18 protein-coding genes, 1 pseudogene and 1 riboswitch are annotated in these 17,034 nt (G+C 70.7%); of the genes and pseudogenes, 4 read left to right on the top strand and 15 right to left on the bottom strand.

Translation table 11 applies throughout. The features are described from left to right. Positions 1-42: 42 nt before the first annotated feature. The 8 genes from ACQPXB_RS46375 to dacB all read right to left on the bottom strand — a co-directional run bounded on the left by ACQPXB_RS46375 (position 43) and on the right by dacB (position 8,616). Entirely contained in the window at positions 43-867 is an 825-nt protein-coding gene (locus tag ACQPXB_RS46375) for an ESX secretion-associated protein EspG (protein ID WP_366588755.1), read from the bottom strand. A gap of 98 nt (positions 868-965) precedes the next feature. Further along, positions 966-1,769, bottom strand: a complete 804-nt coding sequence (locus ACQPXB_RS46380) for an ESX secretion-associated protein EspG (protein WP_366588757.1) — start codon at positions 1,767-1,769, stop codon at positions 966-968. Between the two features lie 163 nt (positions 1,770-1,932). Beyond that, positions 1,933-3,333 (bottom strand): hypothetical protein, encoded by a 1,401-nt coding sequence (locus ACQPXB_RS46385; protein ID WP_386944750.1) that lies wholly within the window; start codon positions 3,331-3,333, stop codon positions 1,933-1,935. A gap of 19 nt (positions 3,334-3,352) precedes the next feature. Beyond that, the gene (locus ACQPXB_RS46390) at positions 3,353-3,718 is read right to left on the bottom strand and encodes a hypothetical protein (protein WP_285971916.1); all 366 of its coding nucleotides are present in this window, start codon (positions 3,716-3,718) and stop codon (positions 3,353-3,355) included. A 195-nt stretch (positions 3,719-3,913) separates the two neighbouring features. After that, on the bottom strand, positions 3,914-4,465 hold the full coding sequence (hpt, locus tag ACQPXB_RS46395; protein ID WP_220247209.1) for a hypoxanthine phosphoribosyltransferase: 552 nt from the start codon (positions 4,463-4,465) through the stop codon (positions 3,914-3,916). A 2-nt stretch (positions 4,466-4,467) separates the two neighbouring features. Continuing rightward, complete coding sequence (gene tilS, locus ACQPXB_RS46400) at positions 4,468-5,442, bottom strand: tRNA lysidine(34) synthetase TilS (RefSeq protein ID WP_366588761.1); 975 nt, start codon at positions 5,440-5,442, stop codon at positions 4,468-4,470. Beyond that, entirely contained in the window at positions 5,439-6,455 is a 1,017-nt protein-coding gene (locus ACQPXB_RS46405) for a zinc-dependent metalloprotease (protein WP_366588839.1), read from the bottom strand. Before ACQPXB_RS46405 ends, tilS begins: the two co-directional genes overlap by 4 nt. A gap of 91 nt (positions 6,456-6,546) precedes the next feature. Beyond that, positions 6,547-8,616 carry a D-alanyl-D-alanine carboxypeptidase/D-alanyl-D-alanine endopeptidase gene (gene dacB, locus ACQPXB_RS46410; RefSeq protein WP_432848374.1) on the bottom strand — a complete coding sequence of 690 codons (2,070 nt, stop codon included), beginning with the start codon at positions 8,614-8,616 and terminating at the stop codon, positions 6,547-6,549. Between the two features lie 357 nt (positions 8,617-8,973). On the opposite strand from dacB, the gene ACQPXB_RS46415 reads away from it, so the two are divergent. Next, a complete protein-coding gene (locus ACQPXB_RS46415; protein WP_386944747.1) occupies positions 8,974-9,648 on the top strand; it encodes a hypothetical protein in 675 nt (224 codons plus the stop codon). Positions 9,649-9,972: 324 nt separating this feature from the next. Then, positions 9,973-10,488, top strand: a complete 516-nt coding sequence (locus ACQPXB_RS46420; protein WP_326566764.1) for an inorganic diphosphatase — start codon at positions 9,973-9,975, stop codon at positions 10,486-10,488. 139 nt (positions 10,489-10,627) lie between these two features. On the opposite strand, the pseudogene ACQPXB_RS46425 reads toward ACQPXB_RS46420, so the two are convergent. From ACQPXB_RS46425 to ACQPXB_RS46445, 5 genes and pseudogenes are all read right to left on the bottom strand, one after another. Further along, positions 10,628-11,335, bottom strand: a pseudogene (locus tag ACQPXB_RS46425) (MFS transporter); the annotation flags it as partial. A gap of 123 nt (positions 11,336-11,458) precedes the next feature. Continuing rightward, positions 11,459-11,776 carry a ParB N-terminal domain-containing protein gene (locus ACQPXB_RS46430; protein WP_366588769.1) on the bottom strand — a complete coding sequence of 106 codons (318 nt, stop codon included), beginning with the start codon at positions 11,774-11,776 and terminating at the stop codon, positions 11,459-11,461. An 862-nt stretch (positions 11,777-12,638) separates the two neighbouring features. Beyond that, the gene (gene glyA, locus ACQPXB_RS46435; RefSeq protein WP_432848377.1) at positions 12,639-13,910 is read right to left on the bottom strand and encodes a serine hydroxymethyltransferase; all 1,272 of its coding nucleotides are present in this window, start codon (positions 13,908-13,910) and stop codon (positions 12,639-12,641) included. Positions 13,911-13,932: 22 nt separating this feature from the next. Beyond that, positions 13,933-14,018, bottom strand: a riboswitch (ZMP/ZTP riboswitch). Positions 14,019-14,034: 16 nt separating this feature from the next. Then, positions 14,035-14,553, bottom strand: coding sequence for a gamma carbonic anhydrase family protein (locus tag ACQPXB_RS46440; RefSeq protein WP_366588773.1), 519 nt, complete (start codon positions 14,551-14,553; stop codon positions 14,035-14,037). A gap of 19 nt (positions 14,554-14,572) precedes the next feature. Further along, positions 14,573-15,160, bottom strand: coding sequence for a TetR/AcrR family transcriptional regulator (locus ACQPXB_RS46445; RefSeq protein ID WP_285971906.1), 588 nt, complete (start codon positions 15,158-15,160; stop codon positions 14,573-14,575). 122 nt (positions 15,161-15,282) lie between these two features. On the opposite strand from ACQPXB_RS46445, the gene ACQPXB_RS46450 reads away from it, so the two are divergent. Beyond that, positions 15,283-15,741, top strand: coding sequence for a GreA/GreB family elongation factor (locus ACQPXB_RS46450; RefSeq protein WP_366588776.1), 459 nt, complete (start codon positions 15,283-15,285; stop codon positions 15,739-15,741). A 61-nt stretch (positions 15,742-15,802) separates the two neighbouring features. Here the strand turns inward: ACQPXB_RS46450 and ACQPXB_RS46455 are convergent, their stop codons facing one another. Together ACQPXB_RS46455 and ACQPXB_RS46460 are read right to left on the bottom strand one after the other, a co-directional pair. Continuing rightward, on the bottom strand, positions 15,803-16,231 hold the full coding sequence (locus tag ACQPXB_RS46455) for a hypothetical protein (protein WP_432848380.1): 429 nt from the start codon (positions 16,229-16,231) through the stop codon (positions 15,803-15,805). A gap of 74 nt (positions 16,232-16,305) precedes the next feature. Continuing rightward, positions 16,306-16,485 carry a hypothetical protein gene (locus tag ACQPXB_RS46460; protein WP_432848382.1) on the bottom strand — a complete coding sequence of 60 codons (180 nt, stop codon included), beginning with the start codon at positions 16,483-16,485 and terminating at the stop codon, positions 16,306-16,308. A 41-nt stretch (positions 16,486-16,526) separates the two neighbouring features. Between ACQPXB_RS46460 and ACQPXB_RS46465 the strand changes: the two genes are divergently transcribed. Then, on the top strand, positions 16,527-16,832 hold the full coding sequence (locus tag ACQPXB_RS46465; protein WP_432848384.1) for a hypothetical protein: 306 nt from the start codon (positions 16,527-16,529) through the stop codon (positions 16,830-16,832). The last annotated feature ends 202 nt before the right edge of the window (positions 16,833-17,034 follow it).

The raw sequence follows: 17,034 nt of genomic DNA on the forward strand, positions 1-17,034 counted from the left end.
ATACGGCATGAGGGTTCCCGGATCGTGCCGGTTCGCGTCACCCTAGCGTGTGTCGGCGGCCACTGAAGCCACCATCTCACCGAGTCGCGTCCGTAGCGTCATCGGGTCAGCGGGCGCCACTGTCACCCATTCGCGGCCATCGGATCCCGCCCGCGACAGGCTCAGATAACGGCCCGTGGCGGTGTCGAACCAGCCCAGCACGCGGGACCGCTGCCGGGCTCCGAGCTGGGTACGGCTGTTCGCGGCCAGCTGACCACCGCGAAGCCGCGGCTGGCCGGAGATCAGCGCGTACGTCTCGCGCGGGTCGACCGTCGCGCGCTCGCTCAGCGACTGGCGCTTGGCCCGTCGCCCCTTCTCCTCCGCCCCGCCGAGGCCGCCCGCGGCGACAGGCACGCGGATCGGGCGTGTGTGCAACGCCTCGTCCAACGGGAGTGTGACAGACGCCTCGCTGCCGCGGCGGCCGCCGGGCAGCAGGTCGACGATCGTGGAGACCAGGCCGTCGGCCGGGGTCTCCCGAAGCCAGATTCCGTCGGCGTCCTGGATCGCGACGACGCCGGCGGCCCGCCCGTCGCCGGCCGCGAGCAGCGCGACGGGGTGGGCCTGGAACTCGGGGATGTGCAGCGCGTCGAGCGAGATCGGCGCGCGGGCGAGCAGGTTGAGCCACTCGTCCACGGGCGGTTCGAGCCGGCCGCGCGCGTCGCGGACGCCCCGCGCCTTGAGCTCGACGTCGACCCGGTGCCGCAGCGATACGCGCTCGTCTTCCGTGGCACCGTGCGAGCGCACGCGCAGCGGGTAGGGCAGCTCGCCGAGACCCGCGGACTCCCAGAGGAAGTCGAACGCCAACGGCGAGAAGAACTCTTGGTGCATGCGGTGGTGCTCACCCTCCAGGATCGATCTCTTGCTCAGCGTAGCGCGAGCGAACCCCGGGCAGAAACGGCCTGAAGTGCTGAACTACCAGCAGCTCCTCAGAACGCTGCCGCGCTCTCCTGCCCCGCCGCGCCGGCCATCATCTCGCCGAGACGGTGCCGCAGGGTCGCGGCGTCGGCCGGCGCGATGGTGATCCAGTCGCGCCCGTCGCGACCGCGGGTGGCCTGCGTGAAGTAGCGGCCGGTCTCCGTGTCGAACCAGCTGAGCACCGGCGACCGGCTGCGCCCGCCGAGGCGATTGCGCGCGTTGGCACCGATCTGCCCGCCGCGCAGCCGCGGCTGGGCGTGCAGGCGGGCGAGTGCCTTGCGGTCCTCGTCCACGCTCGCGCGGCCCGAGGCGTCGACCTGGTTGCCGCGCCGCTGCATGAAGTCGACGCCAGAGCTGCCCACGAGCTGCTCCAGCGGCACCGTGATCGACTTCTCCGTGCCGCGCGGCGCGCCCGGCAGGAGCGAGACGATGGCGGTGGCCAAGCCGTCGGCCGGGCACGGCTGCAGGTGCAGGCCGCGCTGGTCCTGCACGGCGAACAGGCCCTGCTCGCCGACGACGCCGGCCACGGCCAGCAGCGGTTCGGCGCTGGGATCGAGCAGCTGCACCGTGTCGAGGCTCGTGTCGGGCGCGGCGAGGATGCCGAAGTACTCCTCGACGTGCGGCGCGGGCCGGCCGCGGCCGTCGGCGAGACCCCGCTGGACCAGGCCGCCGAGCGTGCGGGCGCGCAGTGCGTCGCGCTCGTCGACGGTGGCGCCGTGCGAACGGATCCGCAGCGGGTAGGGCAGCTCACCCAGCGCGGCCGACTCCCACAGGAAGTCCACCTCGAGCGGGGTGAGCAGCTCCGCGTTCGGCATCGACCAAACCCCCAAACCCCGTGTCACACCTTGTGTTCAGGACGTTGTGTTCAAGAAATTGTCGGTGGTGCTGCGCCGTGTCCGAGACAGACGATCAGAGACAGACGGTCCGAGACAGACGCGGGCGCGCGGCCGGGAAGGCCGCGCGCCCGCGGGAAGTCCGTCAGTTGTCGTCGTCGTCCGACCAGGCACCGATCACCGGCGGAGGCGTGGCCTCGTTGGCACCGAAGGCGTCGTCCGGGTCCGGCTCGATGAGGAAGGACGCGTGGGTGTGCTCCTGGTCCTCCTGGCCCTGGCCGCCGTGGGCGCCCATGCCACCACCCATGCCGCCGCCCATCGGGTTCATGCCCGGCGGGGTCTGGCCACCGATCGTGCCGCCGGCCGAGACCACGCCCTGCTGCTGCGCGGGCGCGGCGCCCTGGGCACTCTGGTGCTCGGCGGCCGCCGACGTGCTCTCCTCGTTCTTACGCGCGCCACTGCGCGAGCCCTGGCCGAGCTTGGCGCTCGCGAAGCCGGCACCGCCGCCCAGCGCGCTCAGGCCGAGCGCCGAAGCGGCACCACCACCGCCGCCACCGGCGGACACGGCCGGCGCGGCCGGAGCCGGTGCCGGGGCGGGCGCGGCACCCGCGCCTGCCGAAGCGGCCAGGCCGCCGTCGAAGCCCGACGTGCCGTAGGTACCCGAGTTGCCGGTGACCAGCGGGCCGCCCGCACCGGACGTCCCCGCGGCCGCGCTGCTGCCGGAGTGGCCCGAGTAGCCCGTGCCACCGCCGCCGACGCCGTAGCTGCCGGCGGCGAGCGCACCGGCGCCGACCGGCGCCGAGACCGCGCCGACGTTGCCGAAGTCGTTGCCGTTGAAGTGCGTGGGCGTGGGCTTCATGCCGAGCGAGTCGGGGCCGAAGCTCGGGGTCGTGTTGTCGACCTCTTTCATCGACTGCGTGTAGGCGTTGAAGAAGGCGACCTGCTGGGCCTTGACGTCGTTGGCGGCGTCGGCCTGGGCCTTCTGGTCGGCGGCGAGCGCGGCGGGACCGCCGGCCAGCGCCGCGGACATGGCCTGCTTCGGGTCGTAGTCGAGCGGCGCCGGCATCTTCTTGACCTCGGCGGCGGCCGCGGCCTGCTTCGCGAGGCGGTCGGCCATCGTGTGCGCGGCGTCGGAGGCCTGCGTGCCCGAGTTGGCGATGGACACGAGCGCTCCCTGCGCACCCGCGGCACCTTCGCCGACCCACGCGTTGCCGAGCTCGGCGACGGCGTTGAACAGGTCGTCCGACGCGGTCTTCAGCTCGGTGCCGTGCTTGGTCCACTGCTGCCCGGTGGCCTCGGCCGTGCCCGGGTCGTTGTCGGTGATCGCGCCGTTGTAGAGCTGGTGGCTCTCCTGCGCGTTCCAGTTGGGCGGGTTGGCGATCGCCCGGTCGCCGCCCATCTCGAACCCGCCGGCGCGACCGCGCGCGGAGTCGACGATGTTCTGCGAGACCGAGTTGTCGCCGAGCGGAACCGCGGACCCGCTCGCGGGCGCGTTCTGCGCCGGCGGCTGCTGGCCGTAGCTGCTGCTGTCGTGGTTTCCAGCCATGACTTCGTGATCCCCCTCGTCAGGCCTTGCGGAACGGGTCGGCCGCGGACTGATCGAACTCGTGGTAGCGAGCCATAGCGGTGAGGATGCCTTGCTCGGCCGCCTCATACTGGCTCAGCAGGTTCTGCAGGGCCGCGGAGTAGGAGTCGCCACCGCCGTCGGCGCGCTGGACGAACTTCTCGGCCATCGCCTGGCCGACGGGGTTCGCGCCGAGCTTCGGCGGCTGCGCCAGCGAACCCGCGCTGTTGAGCAGGGCTTCGACCGCGTCCTTGCCCGTGCGGATCTTGTTGAGCGCGGTCTGCGCGGCGTCCGGGTCGATGCCGACCTGGCCGTTGACAGCGGCGCTCTTGAACGCGTTGGCATCGGCCAAGCTGCTGTTGCCCATTGCCCTCTCTCCGTTCCCCCGCGCGAGCTCCCCGCTCGCTTGGCAGTAGGTCTTCGCATAGGTTAACGCACCAGGTCGGCACCTATGACGCGATCGGCGAACCCCAGGTTCCCCGCTGTGTGTGATCGCCGCAACACCGCCTGCGCGTTACCACCTTTGACACGTTCGAAGGCCCCGCGAGGTTCAGCCCCGGCTTCAGGACGTGTAGACGTGCGGGTCCAGTGTGCCGATGTAGGGCAGGTCGCGGTAGCGCTCGGCGTAGTCGAGGCCGTACCCGACCACGAACTCGTTGGGGATGTCGAAGCCGATGTACTTCACCGGCACGTCGACCTTCACGGCCTCCGGCTTGCGCAGCAGCGAGACGACCTCGAGCGACGCGGGGTTGCGGCTCGCGAGGTTCTTCAGCAGCCACGAAAGCGTGAGGCCGGAGTCGACGATGTCCTCGACGATCAGCACGTCGCGGCCCGCGATGTCCCGGTCGAGGTCCTTGAGGATGCGCACCACACCCGACGACGAGGTCGAGGAGCCGTACGACGACACGGCCATGAACTCCAGCTGCGTCGGCACCGGCAGAGCGCGGGCGAAGTCGGTCATGAACATCACGGCACCCTTGAGCACGCCCACCAGGAGAAGGTCACCCTGGCCGTTTTCGGGGTAGTCCGCGGCGATCTTGGCCGCCAGCTCCGCGATCTTGTCCTTGATCTGCTGCTCGGTGATGAGCACGGAGGCGATCTCGCCCTCGTACACGGTCATTCCCCTCGGGTGGTGGGTTCGGGTCCGGACAGCGAGAGCCTGCCACGGCACCGGCGCGCCTCCAAGTTGCCCGGCAGCCAGACGCCGCCCTGCCCGCGCCAGCGCGCCACGAGCGCGTCGACCGAGCGCAGGTGCGCGTCGGTGAGTTCGCGCACGCCCGAGCCCAGCAGCCACCTGCGGAGAACCCGTCTCCGCAGTGCCGCGGGTTCGGCTTCGAGCACTGTCACGGCCAGCCCTTCGGGCCCGCCCGCGCGGGTGAGAATCCTGTCCGCGACTGTGTCCAACGCCTCGGTGTCGTCACGCAGCTGTGCGGCCGTTCGGGCCAACGCGGCCGCAACGCCACCGGCGAGCACGTCTTCCAGCAGCGGCAGCACTTCCGTGCGGAGGCGGACGCGGGTGAAGCGCGGATCGGCGTTGTGCGGGTCCTGCCACGGTTCGACGCCGAGCTCGGCGCAGGCGCCGCGGGTCTGCTCCCGCGTGACGCCGAGCAGCGGCCGGCCCCACGGCGGGTCGAGCGGGCGCATGCCGGCCAGCGACCGCGGTCCGGAGCCGCGGCCGAGGCCGAGCAGCACCGTTTCGGCTTGGTCGTCGAGGGTGTGGCCGAGGAGCACGAGTCCTCCTTCGCCGTCGGGCATTGCTTCGCGCAGCGCGCGGTACCTCGCGGTGCGCGCGGCGGCTTCGGGGCCGCCCTTGCCGGTGACGTCGACGGTGAGGATCTCCGTCGCATCCACTCCGAGCTCCTTCACGGCCACAGCGGCTCGCGCGGCGACTTCGGCGGAGCCGTCCTGAAGCCCGTGATCGACGATCAGCGCTCGCGTACGCAGCTTCAGGTGGCGCGCGACGTATGCCGTGGCTTCCGCCAGGGCAAGGGAATCCGCCCCGCCGGACACGGCGACGCACACCTCCGGCGGCGGCGTGTGCGTCGTCAGGAACTCCCGCACGGCCCGGCGGACCGCCGCGAGCGCGCTCACCCGTGCAGGCGCCGCACCCAGGCCGCGGGATCGCTGATCTCGGCCCGGGTCGGCAGCGTGTTCGGCGACCGCCAGACCGCGTTGAACCCCTCCATGCCGACGGCGTCCACCACGTGCTTCGTGAACTTCGCGCCTTCTTCGTACTGGCGGATCTTCGCGTCGAGCCCGAGCAACGCGCGCAGCATGCGGTCGAAGACACCGCCGCCCTGACGCCGCGCGCTGAAGCGCGAGCGGATCACGTCGACGGTGGGCACGACCTGCGGGCCGACGGCGTCCATCACGTAGTCGGCGTGGCCTTCGAGCAGCGTCGACAGGGCCAGCAGCCGGTCGAAGATCGCGCGTTCGGACGGCGACTGCAGCAGTTCGGCGATGCCGATGCCCTTGCCGCGTTGCTTCAGCGCCTCGGGCAGGCGGCCCACGAGGTCGGACAGTCCGTCGGCGGAGTGGCCGGCGATGCCGGTGACGAGGCGTTCGACCTCGTCGGCGAAGTAGTCGCGCAGCCACCGCACGGCCGTGAACTGCAGGCGGTGCGTGCACTCGTGCAGGCAGACCCACAGCCGGAAGTCGTGCGCGTGCACCTTCATCGCGCGCTCCGCGGCGACCACGTTGGGCGCGACGAGCAGCAGCTGCCCTTCGCGTTCGGGGCCGCCGAAGGGGTCGTACTGGCCGAGCACGCGCGAAGCGAGGAAGGACAGCACCAGTCCTGTCTGCACGCCCGCGCCCGACGCCAGGATCGGGCCGAGCGGGCCGCCCTGCGCTTCGGGCAGCGCGCGGCCCGTGAGCGCTTCGAGCCCCGACGCGGCGGAGCGCACCCAGCCCGGCCGGTCGACGACCGTGCCCGGCAGCAGCGGCAGGTCCCTGCCCAGGCCCGTCAGCTCCCGCACGTGGCCCTCGGCCTCGGCCGTGAGGTCACGCAGGTCGGTGACCGCGCGCGCGGCCTCTTCCTTCGGCACCTGCGGACCACCGCGCACCAACCGCGCTCCGGTGGACGCCGCGAGGTCCCAGTCGACCATCGGCCGCCGTCGGGTCTCGGTTTCCTGGCTCACCTGTCCGACGCTACCTGCACGAGGGCACTTTGCCCGACTGAATCCGCAACCGATTCGCCTAGTTGCAGCCACACTTCCGCAGGGTGGTTGCGAGCACGTCGAGCGCGGCCTGGCCCGGGTTCTTCTCCGAGCCGTTGGACATGAACGCGAACGCGAGCACGCGGTTGTCGCTGTCGAGCACGTAGCCGGCGAGGGTGTTGACGCCGGTGAGCGTGCCCGTCTTCGCGCGGACCCAGCCCTTGCCCGCGGCCGAGTTCGGCGTGGCGTAGCGGCTGGCGAGCGTGCCGGCGGGGCTGCCGGCCACGGGCAGGCCCGCGAGCAGCGGGCGCAGCTTCGGGGTGTCCGGGTTCTTGCCGTCCGGCGCCGCGGCCTCGGCCAGCACCTGCGCGAGCAGCCGCGCGGGCACCTTGTTCTGGTTGGACAGGCCGCTCGTGTCGGACAGCTGCAGGCCCGTGACGTCGAACCCGTGGTCGGCCAGCACCTTTTTCACGGACGCGGCCGCGCCGGAGAACGACGCCTCGGCGCCCGCGGTCATGGCGACCTGGCGGCCGAGGGCGTCGGCGAGGACGTTGTCGGAGATCTGCAGCAGCGCGTACGCCAGGTCCGGCAACGGCGCCGACTGCACCTGCGCGACGACCTTCGCGTCGGCGGGCGCTTTGGCGGTGCCGGCGGCCTGCGCGCCGAGCTTGTCGGCGACGAGCTGGGTGAGCGTGGTCGCCGGGTTGCCCGACCGCGGCGTCTCGTCGACCGACGGGTTGAGGCGGCCGCCGTCGGCCATCGCGGGCACGATCGGCGCGCCGTAGGTCGACGGCGCGTCGCCGGGCTCCCAGCCCGGGGCGGTGGTGGGGCCGGAGTAGGCGCTGACGTCGACCTGCACCTTCTGGACGCTGGGGTCGGCCTTCTTGATCTGGGCGACGAGGTCGTCCACGTGGGCCGCACCGGGGTACAGCGGCGAGTCGGTGCCGATGGGCAGCGCCGTCAGCGACGGATCGCCACCGCCGACGATGATCACCGTGCCGGGCGTCGAGCCTTGAACGACCTTGGTGACGATCCGCTTCGTCGGGTCCATCGACAGCAGCGCGGCCGACACCGTGAGGATCTTCGTGGTCGACGCCGGGGTCAGCGGCGCGGCCGAGCTGTGGTCCCACAGGACGGAGCCGGTCGCGGGGTCGATCACGCTGCCGCTGAGCTGCGAAAGCGCCGACGCACCGGCAGGCCCGGCCAGCGCCGAGGCGACGCCGCTCGCGCTCGGGCCCTGGCCCGACGTCTCCGGGCCGTGCAACGCGAGCGTCACGGACGCGGGGTCGGGGCTGTCGCCCTTCGGCGCGTTGGGCGCCCACGGCAGGCCGAGCCGGTTGGACACCTGCGGCATCGCGGACGCGACCCCGGCCGCCGCGAGCACCAGCACCACGACCAGCCCGAGGACGACGAACTTCTTCTTGCCCCTCTTGGTTTTCGGCTCATCCGCGGGGGTCTCCCGCTGCGCCTCACCGCTTTCCTGGTCGTCGTAGCCGCCGGCGAACCCTTCGGCGGGGCGCTCGATCCCGACGGTCGCCTCCGCCGGAAACTGCCCACCCGACGGCTCGATCCGCACGGGGCGCGCCTGCATCCCCGACGCCGGTGGCACCGCACCCCGCGGTGGCTCCGGCAGGCCGCGGGGGCCTGGGTTTTGGAGGCTGTCCCACTGGGGTGCTTCGCGCGGGCCTTCGGGTTCCTTGCCGCTCTGGTTGGTGTGGAAGACGTCCCAGCGTTCTTCACGCGGGGACTCGGTGTTCTGGCGCTCGGGTTCTTGGCGGTCTTGTTGCTGGCGGTCTTGTTGCTGGCGGTCTTGTTGCTGGCGCCGGGGTTCCTCGCGCTTCTGCTCATTGCGGAAGACGTCCCATTTGGACACGTCGATGTACTCGGTGCCGCTGTCGCTGTTGGCCGGTCCGGCGCCCTCGCCCGCCTCTTCCTTCGACGGCTCGGCAGCCTGGAACATCGCCCCGCCCAGACGCGGCTCTTCGTTCTGGCTCTGGTTCTGGTCGCCCTGGTTCTGCTCTCCGCGACCCTGATCGCCACGGTTCTGTTCGTCGCGGTTCCGCTCGCCCTCACCCGGACGCGCCGGCCGCTCCACCGGCACCCAGGGCACAGCCGGCGGCACCCGCAACTGCTGAGTCGACTGATCGGACGGCCCCTGCTGCGACCGCTCCGACGAGGACAGCTCCTGACTCTGCTGGTTCTGCCCCGGCTGGTTCTGACCTTCCGTGCGGTCCTGCTGCCGGCCTTGCTGCCCGTGCGGCCTCTGGCCTTCCGCGCGGTCCTGCGCCTGCTCTGGCTGGTTCGGACCTTGCGACCACAGGCCCTCCGCGCGGTCCTGTGCCTGCTCTGACTGGTTCGAACCCTGTGACCACAGGCCCTCCGCGCGGTCCTGCTGGTTCCGCTCTTGCGGCCGCTGCCCCTCCGACCGATCCTGCTGCTGCCCCAACTGGTTCTGGGACTGCGGCCCATGGCCGTCTTGGCGGCCTCGCTGGGCCTGCCCCTGCAGCCATTGGCCGTCTGGACGGTCCTGCTGCCCTTGCTGGGACTGCGACCGTTGACCTTCCGGGCGATCCTGCTGCCCCGGCTGGTTCTCCCCCTCGGACCGCTGCCCCTCCGAGCGGTCCAGTGGCAGTCCTTGCGACCAAAGGCCTTGCTGTTGGCTTTGCCGGCCCTGTCCCGGCTGGCCCTGACCCTGTTGCTGCCGGCCCTGCTGGGACGCGCCTTGCTGCTGCGGCTGACCTTGCTGCTGGCCCCACGGCGCGTTGCCGGGCTGCTGGCGGCCCGGCCCCTGCGGCGACTGCCGGCCTTGTTGGGGCTGGCTGCCCTGATCCTGCTGACCGAACAGGCCCTGCCCCTGCTGGGTCTGGCTCCGCTCGCCCTGCTGCTGCCCCGGCGTCTGCTGGTTCTGGGCCTGTGGCGCTCGCGGCTGCTCGCCCGGCCGTGGCCCCAGCCGGTCGGCGAGGTCCTGCCGCGGCTGTCCCGGCTGTCGCATCTGCGCGGACTGCCCCGGCTGGCTCGGCTGTCCCTGCTGACCCGGCTGCCCGGGACGCTTCTCGACCGGAGTGTTCAGCCCCGGGATCAGTTCAGGAGGCACGTTCGGCTTGAACCAAGACCCCGGCGGACGCTCGCCGGAGCCCGGTGAAGAACCCGTGGGCGGTGTGACGTTCGGCACGGCGAGCCGGTCCGTGACGGTCTGGCCGGGCTTGGGGATGGGGAAGCGCGCCGTCGCGCCACCGGTGCGCGACGACGTGTCCTCGTCACCCTCGGGCCACATCGGCTGGTCGTTGTCCGGCACCCACCACTCCTTCTCACCTGCCCGGAAGGGGCCAAGGTCACATGCTGCCTAGCCGACATCCATGGGACCCGGCGGCAGCGCGTAGTCCACACTAGTGACGTCAATGAGGTGATTACGGTTGCCGCCCACGACGTGTGGGATACCGAGATTCGAGAAGCAGCGAGGACGGCCGTGGAGTTCGACGTCACGATCGAAATCCCCAAGGGGGAGCGCAACAAGTACGAGGTCGACCACAAGACCGGTCGCATCAAGCTGGACCGGACCCTGTTCACGGCGACGCAGTACCCGGCGGACTACGGCTTCATCGACGACACGCTCGGCCAGGACGGCGACCCGCTCGACGTGCTCGTGCTGGTGCAGGAGCCGACGTTCCCGGGCTGCCTGATCCGCTGCCGCGCCATCGGCATGTTCCGCATGACCGACGAAAAGGGTCCGGACGACAAGGTGCTGGCCATCCCGACCAACGACCCGCGCCTGGAGCACCTGCGCGACATCCACCACCTCAACGAGTTCCACAAGCTCGAGATCCAGCACTTCTTCGAGGTCTACAAGGACCTCGAGCCGGGCAAGAGCGTCGAGGGCTCGTCGTGGGTGGGCCGCGCGGAGGCCGAGGCCGAGATTTCGCGGTCGTACCAGCGTGAGCAGGACCGGCTGGCCAAGGAAGAGGTCGACGGTCCCGCTCACTGAGAGCGACCGAAAACACGCGAAAGGGCCGTTCACCCCGGGTTGGGGTGAACGGCCCTTTCGTTGATCTTTTTCAGTGCGCCAGCGCGAGCGCTTCCTGCTCCGAACGCTGCTCCATCGCCGACTTGTCCGAAAGCGGCTTCTCCTTAAGGAGCTCGGCGACGATCAGCAGCGGCACCAGCCCGAGCGTCAGCGCGCCGGCGCCGAGGAAGTCCACGCGCTGCTGCACGCGGGTGTGCGGCAGGTTCAGCACCTTGCTCACCACGACCAGCGCGGCCAGGGCGATCGGGACGTTGACCAGGAAGACCCAGCGCCAGCCCGTGATGCCCGCGAAGGAGTCCAGCCCCGCGAAGAACCCGCCGACGACCGGTCCCGCCACGCTCGAGATCCCGAACACCGCCATGAAGTAGCCCTGGTACTTGCTCCGCTCCCGCGGCGCCGTGATGTCCGTGATGATCGCCAGCGCGAGCGACATCAGCCCACCGGCGCCGAGGCCCTGGAACGCGCGGAACGCGGCCAGCTCGTACATCGAGCTCGCGAACCCGCTGGCCAGCGAGCCGGCCAGGAACAGCGAGATCGCCGTGAGGTACATGGGTTTGCGCCCGAACAGGTCGGACAGCTTGCCGTAGAGCGGCGTCGAGAGCGTCGCGGTGATCAGGTAGGCCGTCGTGGCCCACGCCTGCAGGCTCTGGCCGTGCAGCTCGTCCGCGATCGTCTTCATCGCCGACGACACGATGGTCTGGTCCAGCGCGGCCAGGAACATGCCGAGCATCAGCCCGGACAACACGGTGAGGATCTGCCGGTGCGACAGCTTGCCGGTGCCCCCTTCCGCGGTGATGGTGGCGGTCATCTTGGTACTCCCTCAAGTCTGGTCGAGCAGTTGCTTGTATCCATCAACTACTTTCAGGGCGCAACTGTTCTCGGAAAGCTTGCATGAGGCAAGCAAGTAGGGTGTGACGCTGCTCGCAGGGAGTTACAGGTGCCCTCTGAGCAGGGCGAAGTCGGCTTCCCGCATGGGCCGCGCATGACCCGGCCGGGGACTCCGCGGCTCCTCCACCAGCGCGACGGGCACCTCGCCCAGCCCCAGCCTCACCGCCACGGCGATGCGGTGATTGCCGTCCAGGATGGCGAACTCCTCGTTGAACCCCAGTCTGAGCGGCGTGAGAATCCCGCGCCGCGCGATGTCCGCGGCCAGCTCATCGAGGTGTCGCGGCGTATCCACCAACGCAGACCCGACCAACTCCCGATCAACGGCGCGATACCGCACGACGAGCCCCGTCGGCAGGAACACGGCCGGCAGGCGAAGAGGCGACATGGGCTCATCATCGCCCGGCCCGCCGCCGACTCGCTCCGTTCTGACGGCTCCGCTCCCAGCTGCCGGCGGGCCCGTTCGCCACGCGAACGGTCCCCTCGCACCACCACCACGGCACGAACGGTCCACTCGCGCCAAACCCGCGAAACGAGCCGTCCTCTCACGCCAGGTCCGCGGCGCGAGTGGTCCCCTCACACCACCCGCTCGGCACGACTGGACAGCTACGACCGCCAACCCGACCGACCCTCTTACCCACCGCCACGACCGCTCACCTTGCGCCGCCGGCACAGCACGAACGGTCCCCTCGCAACACCGACACGGCGCCAGGGGACCCCTCGGACCTAGCCCGCGGCGTGAACGGTCCCCTCACAGCAAGCCCACGACACGAGCGGTCCCGCCGAACGCTCGGCACAGCTGGACGCCCGCGCCCGCCGGAACGACGGCTCCCTCACAACATCGACACCGTACGAACGGTCCGCTCGCGCCGCGTCCGCTCCGCGAACGGTCCACTCGCAACGCCGACGGCGCACAAACATTTCCCCTCGCGGCGTCGACATGGCACCAATGGACCCCTCGCGCCAAACCTTCGAGCTCGAACGGTCCCCTCGTAACTAACTCGCCGCGCGAACAGTCCCCTCGCGACGTCAACACGGCACCGACGGACGCCTCGCACCAAACCTCGGCCCGAACGGTCCCCTCGCGCCAGGTCCGCGGCGCGAACAGTCCCCCGCACCACCACCACGGCACGAACGGTCCCCTCGCACCACACCCACAAACGCAAAAGGTCCCCCCGCGCCAACCACCAAGCACGAGGGGACCATTCGCCCAGCGAAAGGCAGACTCAGGCGATGTAACCCGGAATCGGGAACGGCTCCAGGAACTCCCGGATCTCAGCGGCGATCCGGTCCAGCTCCGCGTCTGGAGAGGACCCGGCCGCGGCCACCACCGTCCGGTCGATCCACTCCGCCACCTGCACCTGGTGCTCCGGCAGCAGCCCCCGTGTGGTGATGGCCGCGGTGCCCAGCCGGATGCCCGACGGGTCGAACGGCTTGCGCGGGTCGAAGGGCACCGTGTTGTAGTTCAGCTCGATCCCGGCGCGGTCCAGGGCCTGGGCGGCCGGCTTGCCCGCCACGTTCTTGTTCGTCAGGTCGATCAGCAGCAGGTGGTTGTCCGTGCCGCCGGAGACGAGGTCGTAGCCGCGGTCGAGCAGCGCCGACGCCAGGGCCGCGGCGTTGGCCACGATCGTCTGCGCGTAGGTGGCGAAGGACGGCTGCGCAGCCTCACCCAGCGCGACCGCGATGGCCGCAGTCGTGTGGTTGTGGGGGCCGCCCTGCAGGCCGGGGAACACGGCCTTGTCGATCGCCTTCGCGTGTGCGGCGTCCGAAAGGATCATCGCGCCGCGAGGGCCGCGCAGGGTCTTGTGCGTGGTGGTCGTGATGACCTGGGCGTGGCCGACCGGCGACGGGTGCGCGCCGCCCGCGATGAGGCCGGCGATGTGGGCGATGTCGGCCACCAGTACGGCGTCCACTTCGCGCGCGATCTCCGCGAAGCGCGGGAAGTCGATGGTGCGCGGGATGGCCGTGCCGCCGGCGAAGATCAGCTTCGGGCGGTGCTCCAGGGCCAGGTCGCGCACCTGGTCGAAGTCGACGCGGCCGGTTTCCTTGCGCACGCCGTAGCGGACCGCGTTGAACCACTTGCCCGTCGCGGACACCGACCAGCCGTGGGTGAGGTGGCCGCCGTCGGGCAGGGCCATGCCGAGCACGGTGTCGCCGGGCTGCGCGAAGGCCAGGTACGCGGCCAGGTTCGCCGGGGAGCCGGAGTACGGCTGCACGTTGGCGTGGTCCACGCCGAACACGGACTTCGCGCGCTCGATCGCCAGGTTCTCGATGGGGTCGATGAACTGCTGGCCCTCGTAGTAGCGCTTGCCGGCGTAGCCCTCGGAGTACTTGTTGGTCAGCACGGTGCCGGTGGCCTCGAGCACCGCGCGCGAGACGTAGTTCTCCGACGCGATCAGGCGGATCTTGTCGTGCTGACGCTTCGCTTCGTCCTCGACCAGCCCGGCGATCTGCGGGTCGGCGGCGGCGAGCGTCGAAAGGGAGGGCTGGTGTGTCATCACGTCTCCGGTTCTGAACCGGCCGGGGCACCCAGGCGCGCGGTGCCGGCCTCGTCGTCGCTTCCCGGTGGTGCTCCACCTCTGATGGCGCCAGTCGCAGCTGCGTGCCGAAGTTTAGTGCACGTCAGACCGGCTTGGAGCCCTCCCGGTGCCGTCGCGCGAGCTCCTGGTAGATCCCGGCGTTGTGCTCCACCCACATCCGCGCCGAGTCGGTGAGTGGCACGAACTTCTTGGCGGGGCTGCCCATCGCGATCACTTCCTCGGGCACCTCCGTGCCGGGCGTGACCGTCGAGCCCGCGGCGATCAGCGACCGCGCGCCGATCATGGACCCGTCGAGCACGGTGGACCCGTTGCCGATCAGCGCCTGCTCGCCGATGGTGCAGTCGTGCACGAGGCACTGGTGCCCCACGGTCACGTTCTTCCCGACCTCGGTCAGTGTCCCGCCGCAGTGGATCACGGAGTTGTCCTGCACGTTCGCGCCCTCGCGGATGATGATCGGCCCGAAGTCGGCGCGGATCACGGCGCCGTACCAGACCGAAGCGTCCTTCTCGACGGTCACATCGCCGATCAAGGTGGCGGTGGGGGCGATCCAGGCGTCCGGGTGGACCTGCGGGCTGGCGCCCTCGAAGGAGAACAGAGGCATGCCAGCACCCTAAGTGGCGTCAGCGATAACCCGCGAAGCAGAGCGCCTCGACGTCACCGCGCAGGCTCTCGAACGGCCGTGGCCGCACCCGCTGCTGCACCACGGCGCCGAGCAGGTAGCTCAGCAACGCCCGGGCGCGCGCCCGCGGATCGTCGACGTCCAGCGGCGCCAGCAGTTCCGCGAACAGCTCGGTGATCGACGTCAGCATCGCGTCGATGGCCTGCGGGTGCTGCGCCCGCCCGGCCGCGATCCAGTACTCGAACCACAGGAACGCGCCGTTGGGCCGCTCCGCGAATTCCGCCAGGTACGCCTTGGTCACCTCGAACAGGCGCTCGCGCGGGTCGTCGAACTTCTCCCCGACAGCACGCAGGTCTGTGGCGAAAGTGGTGATGTGGGCGGCCATCGCGCGGTCGATGAGCACGTCGATGTCGGCGAAGTAGTAATGGATCGCGCTCTTCGTGAGCGGGCCCGCGTCGGCGATCGCGCGTACCGTGCAACCGGCGAGCCCGTCTCTGGCGAGCACGACTCGTGCGGCCTCGACGATCTGCTCCTGCTTCTGCAGCTGGTTGGGCGACAGCTGCGCGCTGCGGCCGGGTACGGCGGTCACGGTGATCCTCGTTACGTTATTCAGGACGACAGCCCCGAATCCTAGGGCAGACGTCCCATCGCGCCCTCTCGGGTGAAAAAGCGGATTGGCCACCCCGGTCCGCACAGCGGACAATGCCCGGCATGGTGATCTCAGGGGACAAGGGGCTCAGCGAGGCGGCGCGCCGCCAGCTGGAGAAGGAAATAGCCGACCTGCGCGCGCAACGGGCGGCGCTCGCGCCGCAGCCCGGCGAGCAGGAACGCACGGGGGACGCGGCCGACCAGGCCGACGTGATCGACCGGGCCGAGGCCGCCGCGCGGCTGGAGCGCCAGATCTCCGACGTCGCCGCCAAGCTCGAACACGGCGCCTACAACAGCAACCTGCTTCCCGACGGCACGCGCGTCTCCCTGCGCTTCGCCGACGGTGATGAGGAAGTGCTCAACGTCGTCACCCTCCCCGGCGAGGACCTCGACTCGGTGACGTCGGACAGCCCACTGGGCCTCGCCCTGGTCGGCGCCAAGGCCGGCGACAAGATCACCTACCGCACCCCGCGCGGCGAAGCCACCGCCACGGTGATCGAGCTGACCCCGCCAGAGGACTGACCACTTCGGACTCCACGGATCGGGCTGCCGGGCACCACGCCTCGGCAGCCCGATCCGTCTTTCACCGACGCTGGTCGAGCGTCTCCGGTTTGTACGCGTAGATCAGCCCTTGGTCGGTGACGACGTGCCAGTCGGTGTCGCAGACGCGGTCGGTGCGGCGTTCCTGGCGGGCGGGCCACCAATCGGCCGACAGGGTCGCGGGGGTCGCCGACGCGGGACCCTTGACGCACGTCGCGGGCAGGCCCGAGGCGCCCGGCGTGTAGCGCAGGATCCGTTCGGACCCGGTGGTGCGGATGGCTTCCGTGACGGCCGTCGCGTCGTCGGGGACCCAGGCCGGCAGGCGCGCATCGGCGTCGGCCTTGCCGAGGGCGCCCGTGTCGTAGGCGACGTTCTTGACGTGCTCCGGCCCGTCCGGCGCACACGCGGTGACGGTCGCCAGTGCCGCCGCGATCGCCGCGAACCAGATCGCGGTTTTCCCGATTTCGTTCATGCCACCGAGTAAATCCGGGCGCATTCGCGGCAGGATCGGCTTTCCGGTCCGAAGCCGCGGGCCGGATGGCCGACTCAGCGGTTGTCTTTTGGCTCTTCCGGCTCCACTGCGTACGGCGTGATCGCCGGCGCGGTGTTGACGGTCGAGATCGTCGTCGTCAGCTTCGCCGCCTTCGGCGAGATCTCCCCGCGCTGCCCGGCGTAGAACGCGGCCGGCGTGTCGACGCCGTGGATCAGCACGGCCTGCTTGAGCACGCTGTGAACCGCTGGGAGCCTACCGACCTTGATCAACTACGGTGCGAGGCGAGCAGGCCTGGGCGAGCGTCCGGCAGCAGCACAAAGTTCGCGGCTCCGCGGTTTCGGCGGTGTACAGCGAATGGCAGCGGTCGGTGGCCGACCAGAAGTTCATGGCCAGGAACTTCCGCAAAGCCGAGTGCACCTACAGCTTCGCCCGCCCCGCGCCGGATGACTGGGAGCGCGCCTTCGCCGCGGCGCGCACCGTGATGGCAGAAACGCACAAAGCCGGTGAGCGTTCCCCATGGACGGCCACCCACGGACGGCCAGTTCGATTCCCCGCTGGCGGCCAGTTTCACAGTCAGTGATCGCAGCAGGTTCGTCGGCGCCGCGGCCGCGCTACTCATGCCGCGACGTTGCTTGCGCCTCGACCGCCAGCACGGCGCGGCGCAGTGGCACAGGGATCCGTCAGTTGCCAAGGGACCACCGTGTTGCCAGCGATAGGACTACCTTGCGGCTCGGCGTCGTCGTAAGAACACGTTCTCGCTAGCGGCGCCCACGCGCCAGTCT

The sequence above is a fragment of the Amycolatopsis sp. CA-161197 genome, assembly GCF_050942255.1.
Lineage (GTDB): Bacteria > Actinomycetota > Actinomycetes > Mycobacteriales > Pseudonocardiaceae > Amycolatopsis.

Bases quoted from the DNA above. Each gene is read 5' to 3' on its own strand.
- ACQPXB_RS46440 (WP_366588773.1), bottom strand. From the start codon at position 14,553: ATGCCTCTGTTCTCCTTCGAGGGCGCCAGCCCGCAGGTCCACCCGGAC.
- ACQPXB_RS46415 (WP_386944747.1), top strand. From the start codon at position 8,974: ATGGCCGTCTTGGCGGCCTCGCTGGGCCTGCCCCTGCAGCCATTGGCC.
- ACQPXB_RS46455 (WP_432848380.1), bottom strand. From the start codon at position 16,231: ATGAACGAAATCGGGAAAACCGCGATCTGGTTCGCGGCGATCGCGGCG.
- ACQPXB_RS46375 (WP_366588755.1), bottom strand. From the start codon at position 867: ATGCACCAAGAGTTCTTCTCGCCGTTGGCGTTCGACTTCCTCTGGGAG.
- ACQPXB_RS46450 (WP_366588776.1), top strand. From the start codon at position 15,283: ATGGTGATCTCAGGGGACAAGGGGCTCAGCGAGGCGGCGCGCCGCCAG.
- ACQPXB_RS46405 (WP_366588839.1), bottom strand. From the start codon at position 6,455: ATGGTCGACTGGGACCTCGCGGCGTCCACCGGAGCGCGGTTGGTGCGC.
- ACQPXB_RS46385 (WP_386944750.1), bottom strand. From the start codon at position 3,333: ATGGCTGGAAACCACGACAGCAGCAGCTACGGCCAGCAGCCGCCGGCG.
- ACQPXB_RS46390 (WP_285971916.1), bottom strand. From the start codon at position 3,718: ATGGGCAACAGCAGCTTGGCCGATGCCAACGCGTTCAAGAGCGCCGCT.
- glyA (WP_432848377.1), bottom strand. From the start codon at position 13,910: ATGACACACCAGCCCTCCCTTTCGACGCTCGCCGCCGCCGACCCGCAG.
- ACQPXB_RS46380 (WP_366588757.1), bottom strand. From the start codon at position 1,769: ATGCCGAACGCGGAGCTGCTCACCCCGCTCGAGGTGGACTTCCTGTGG.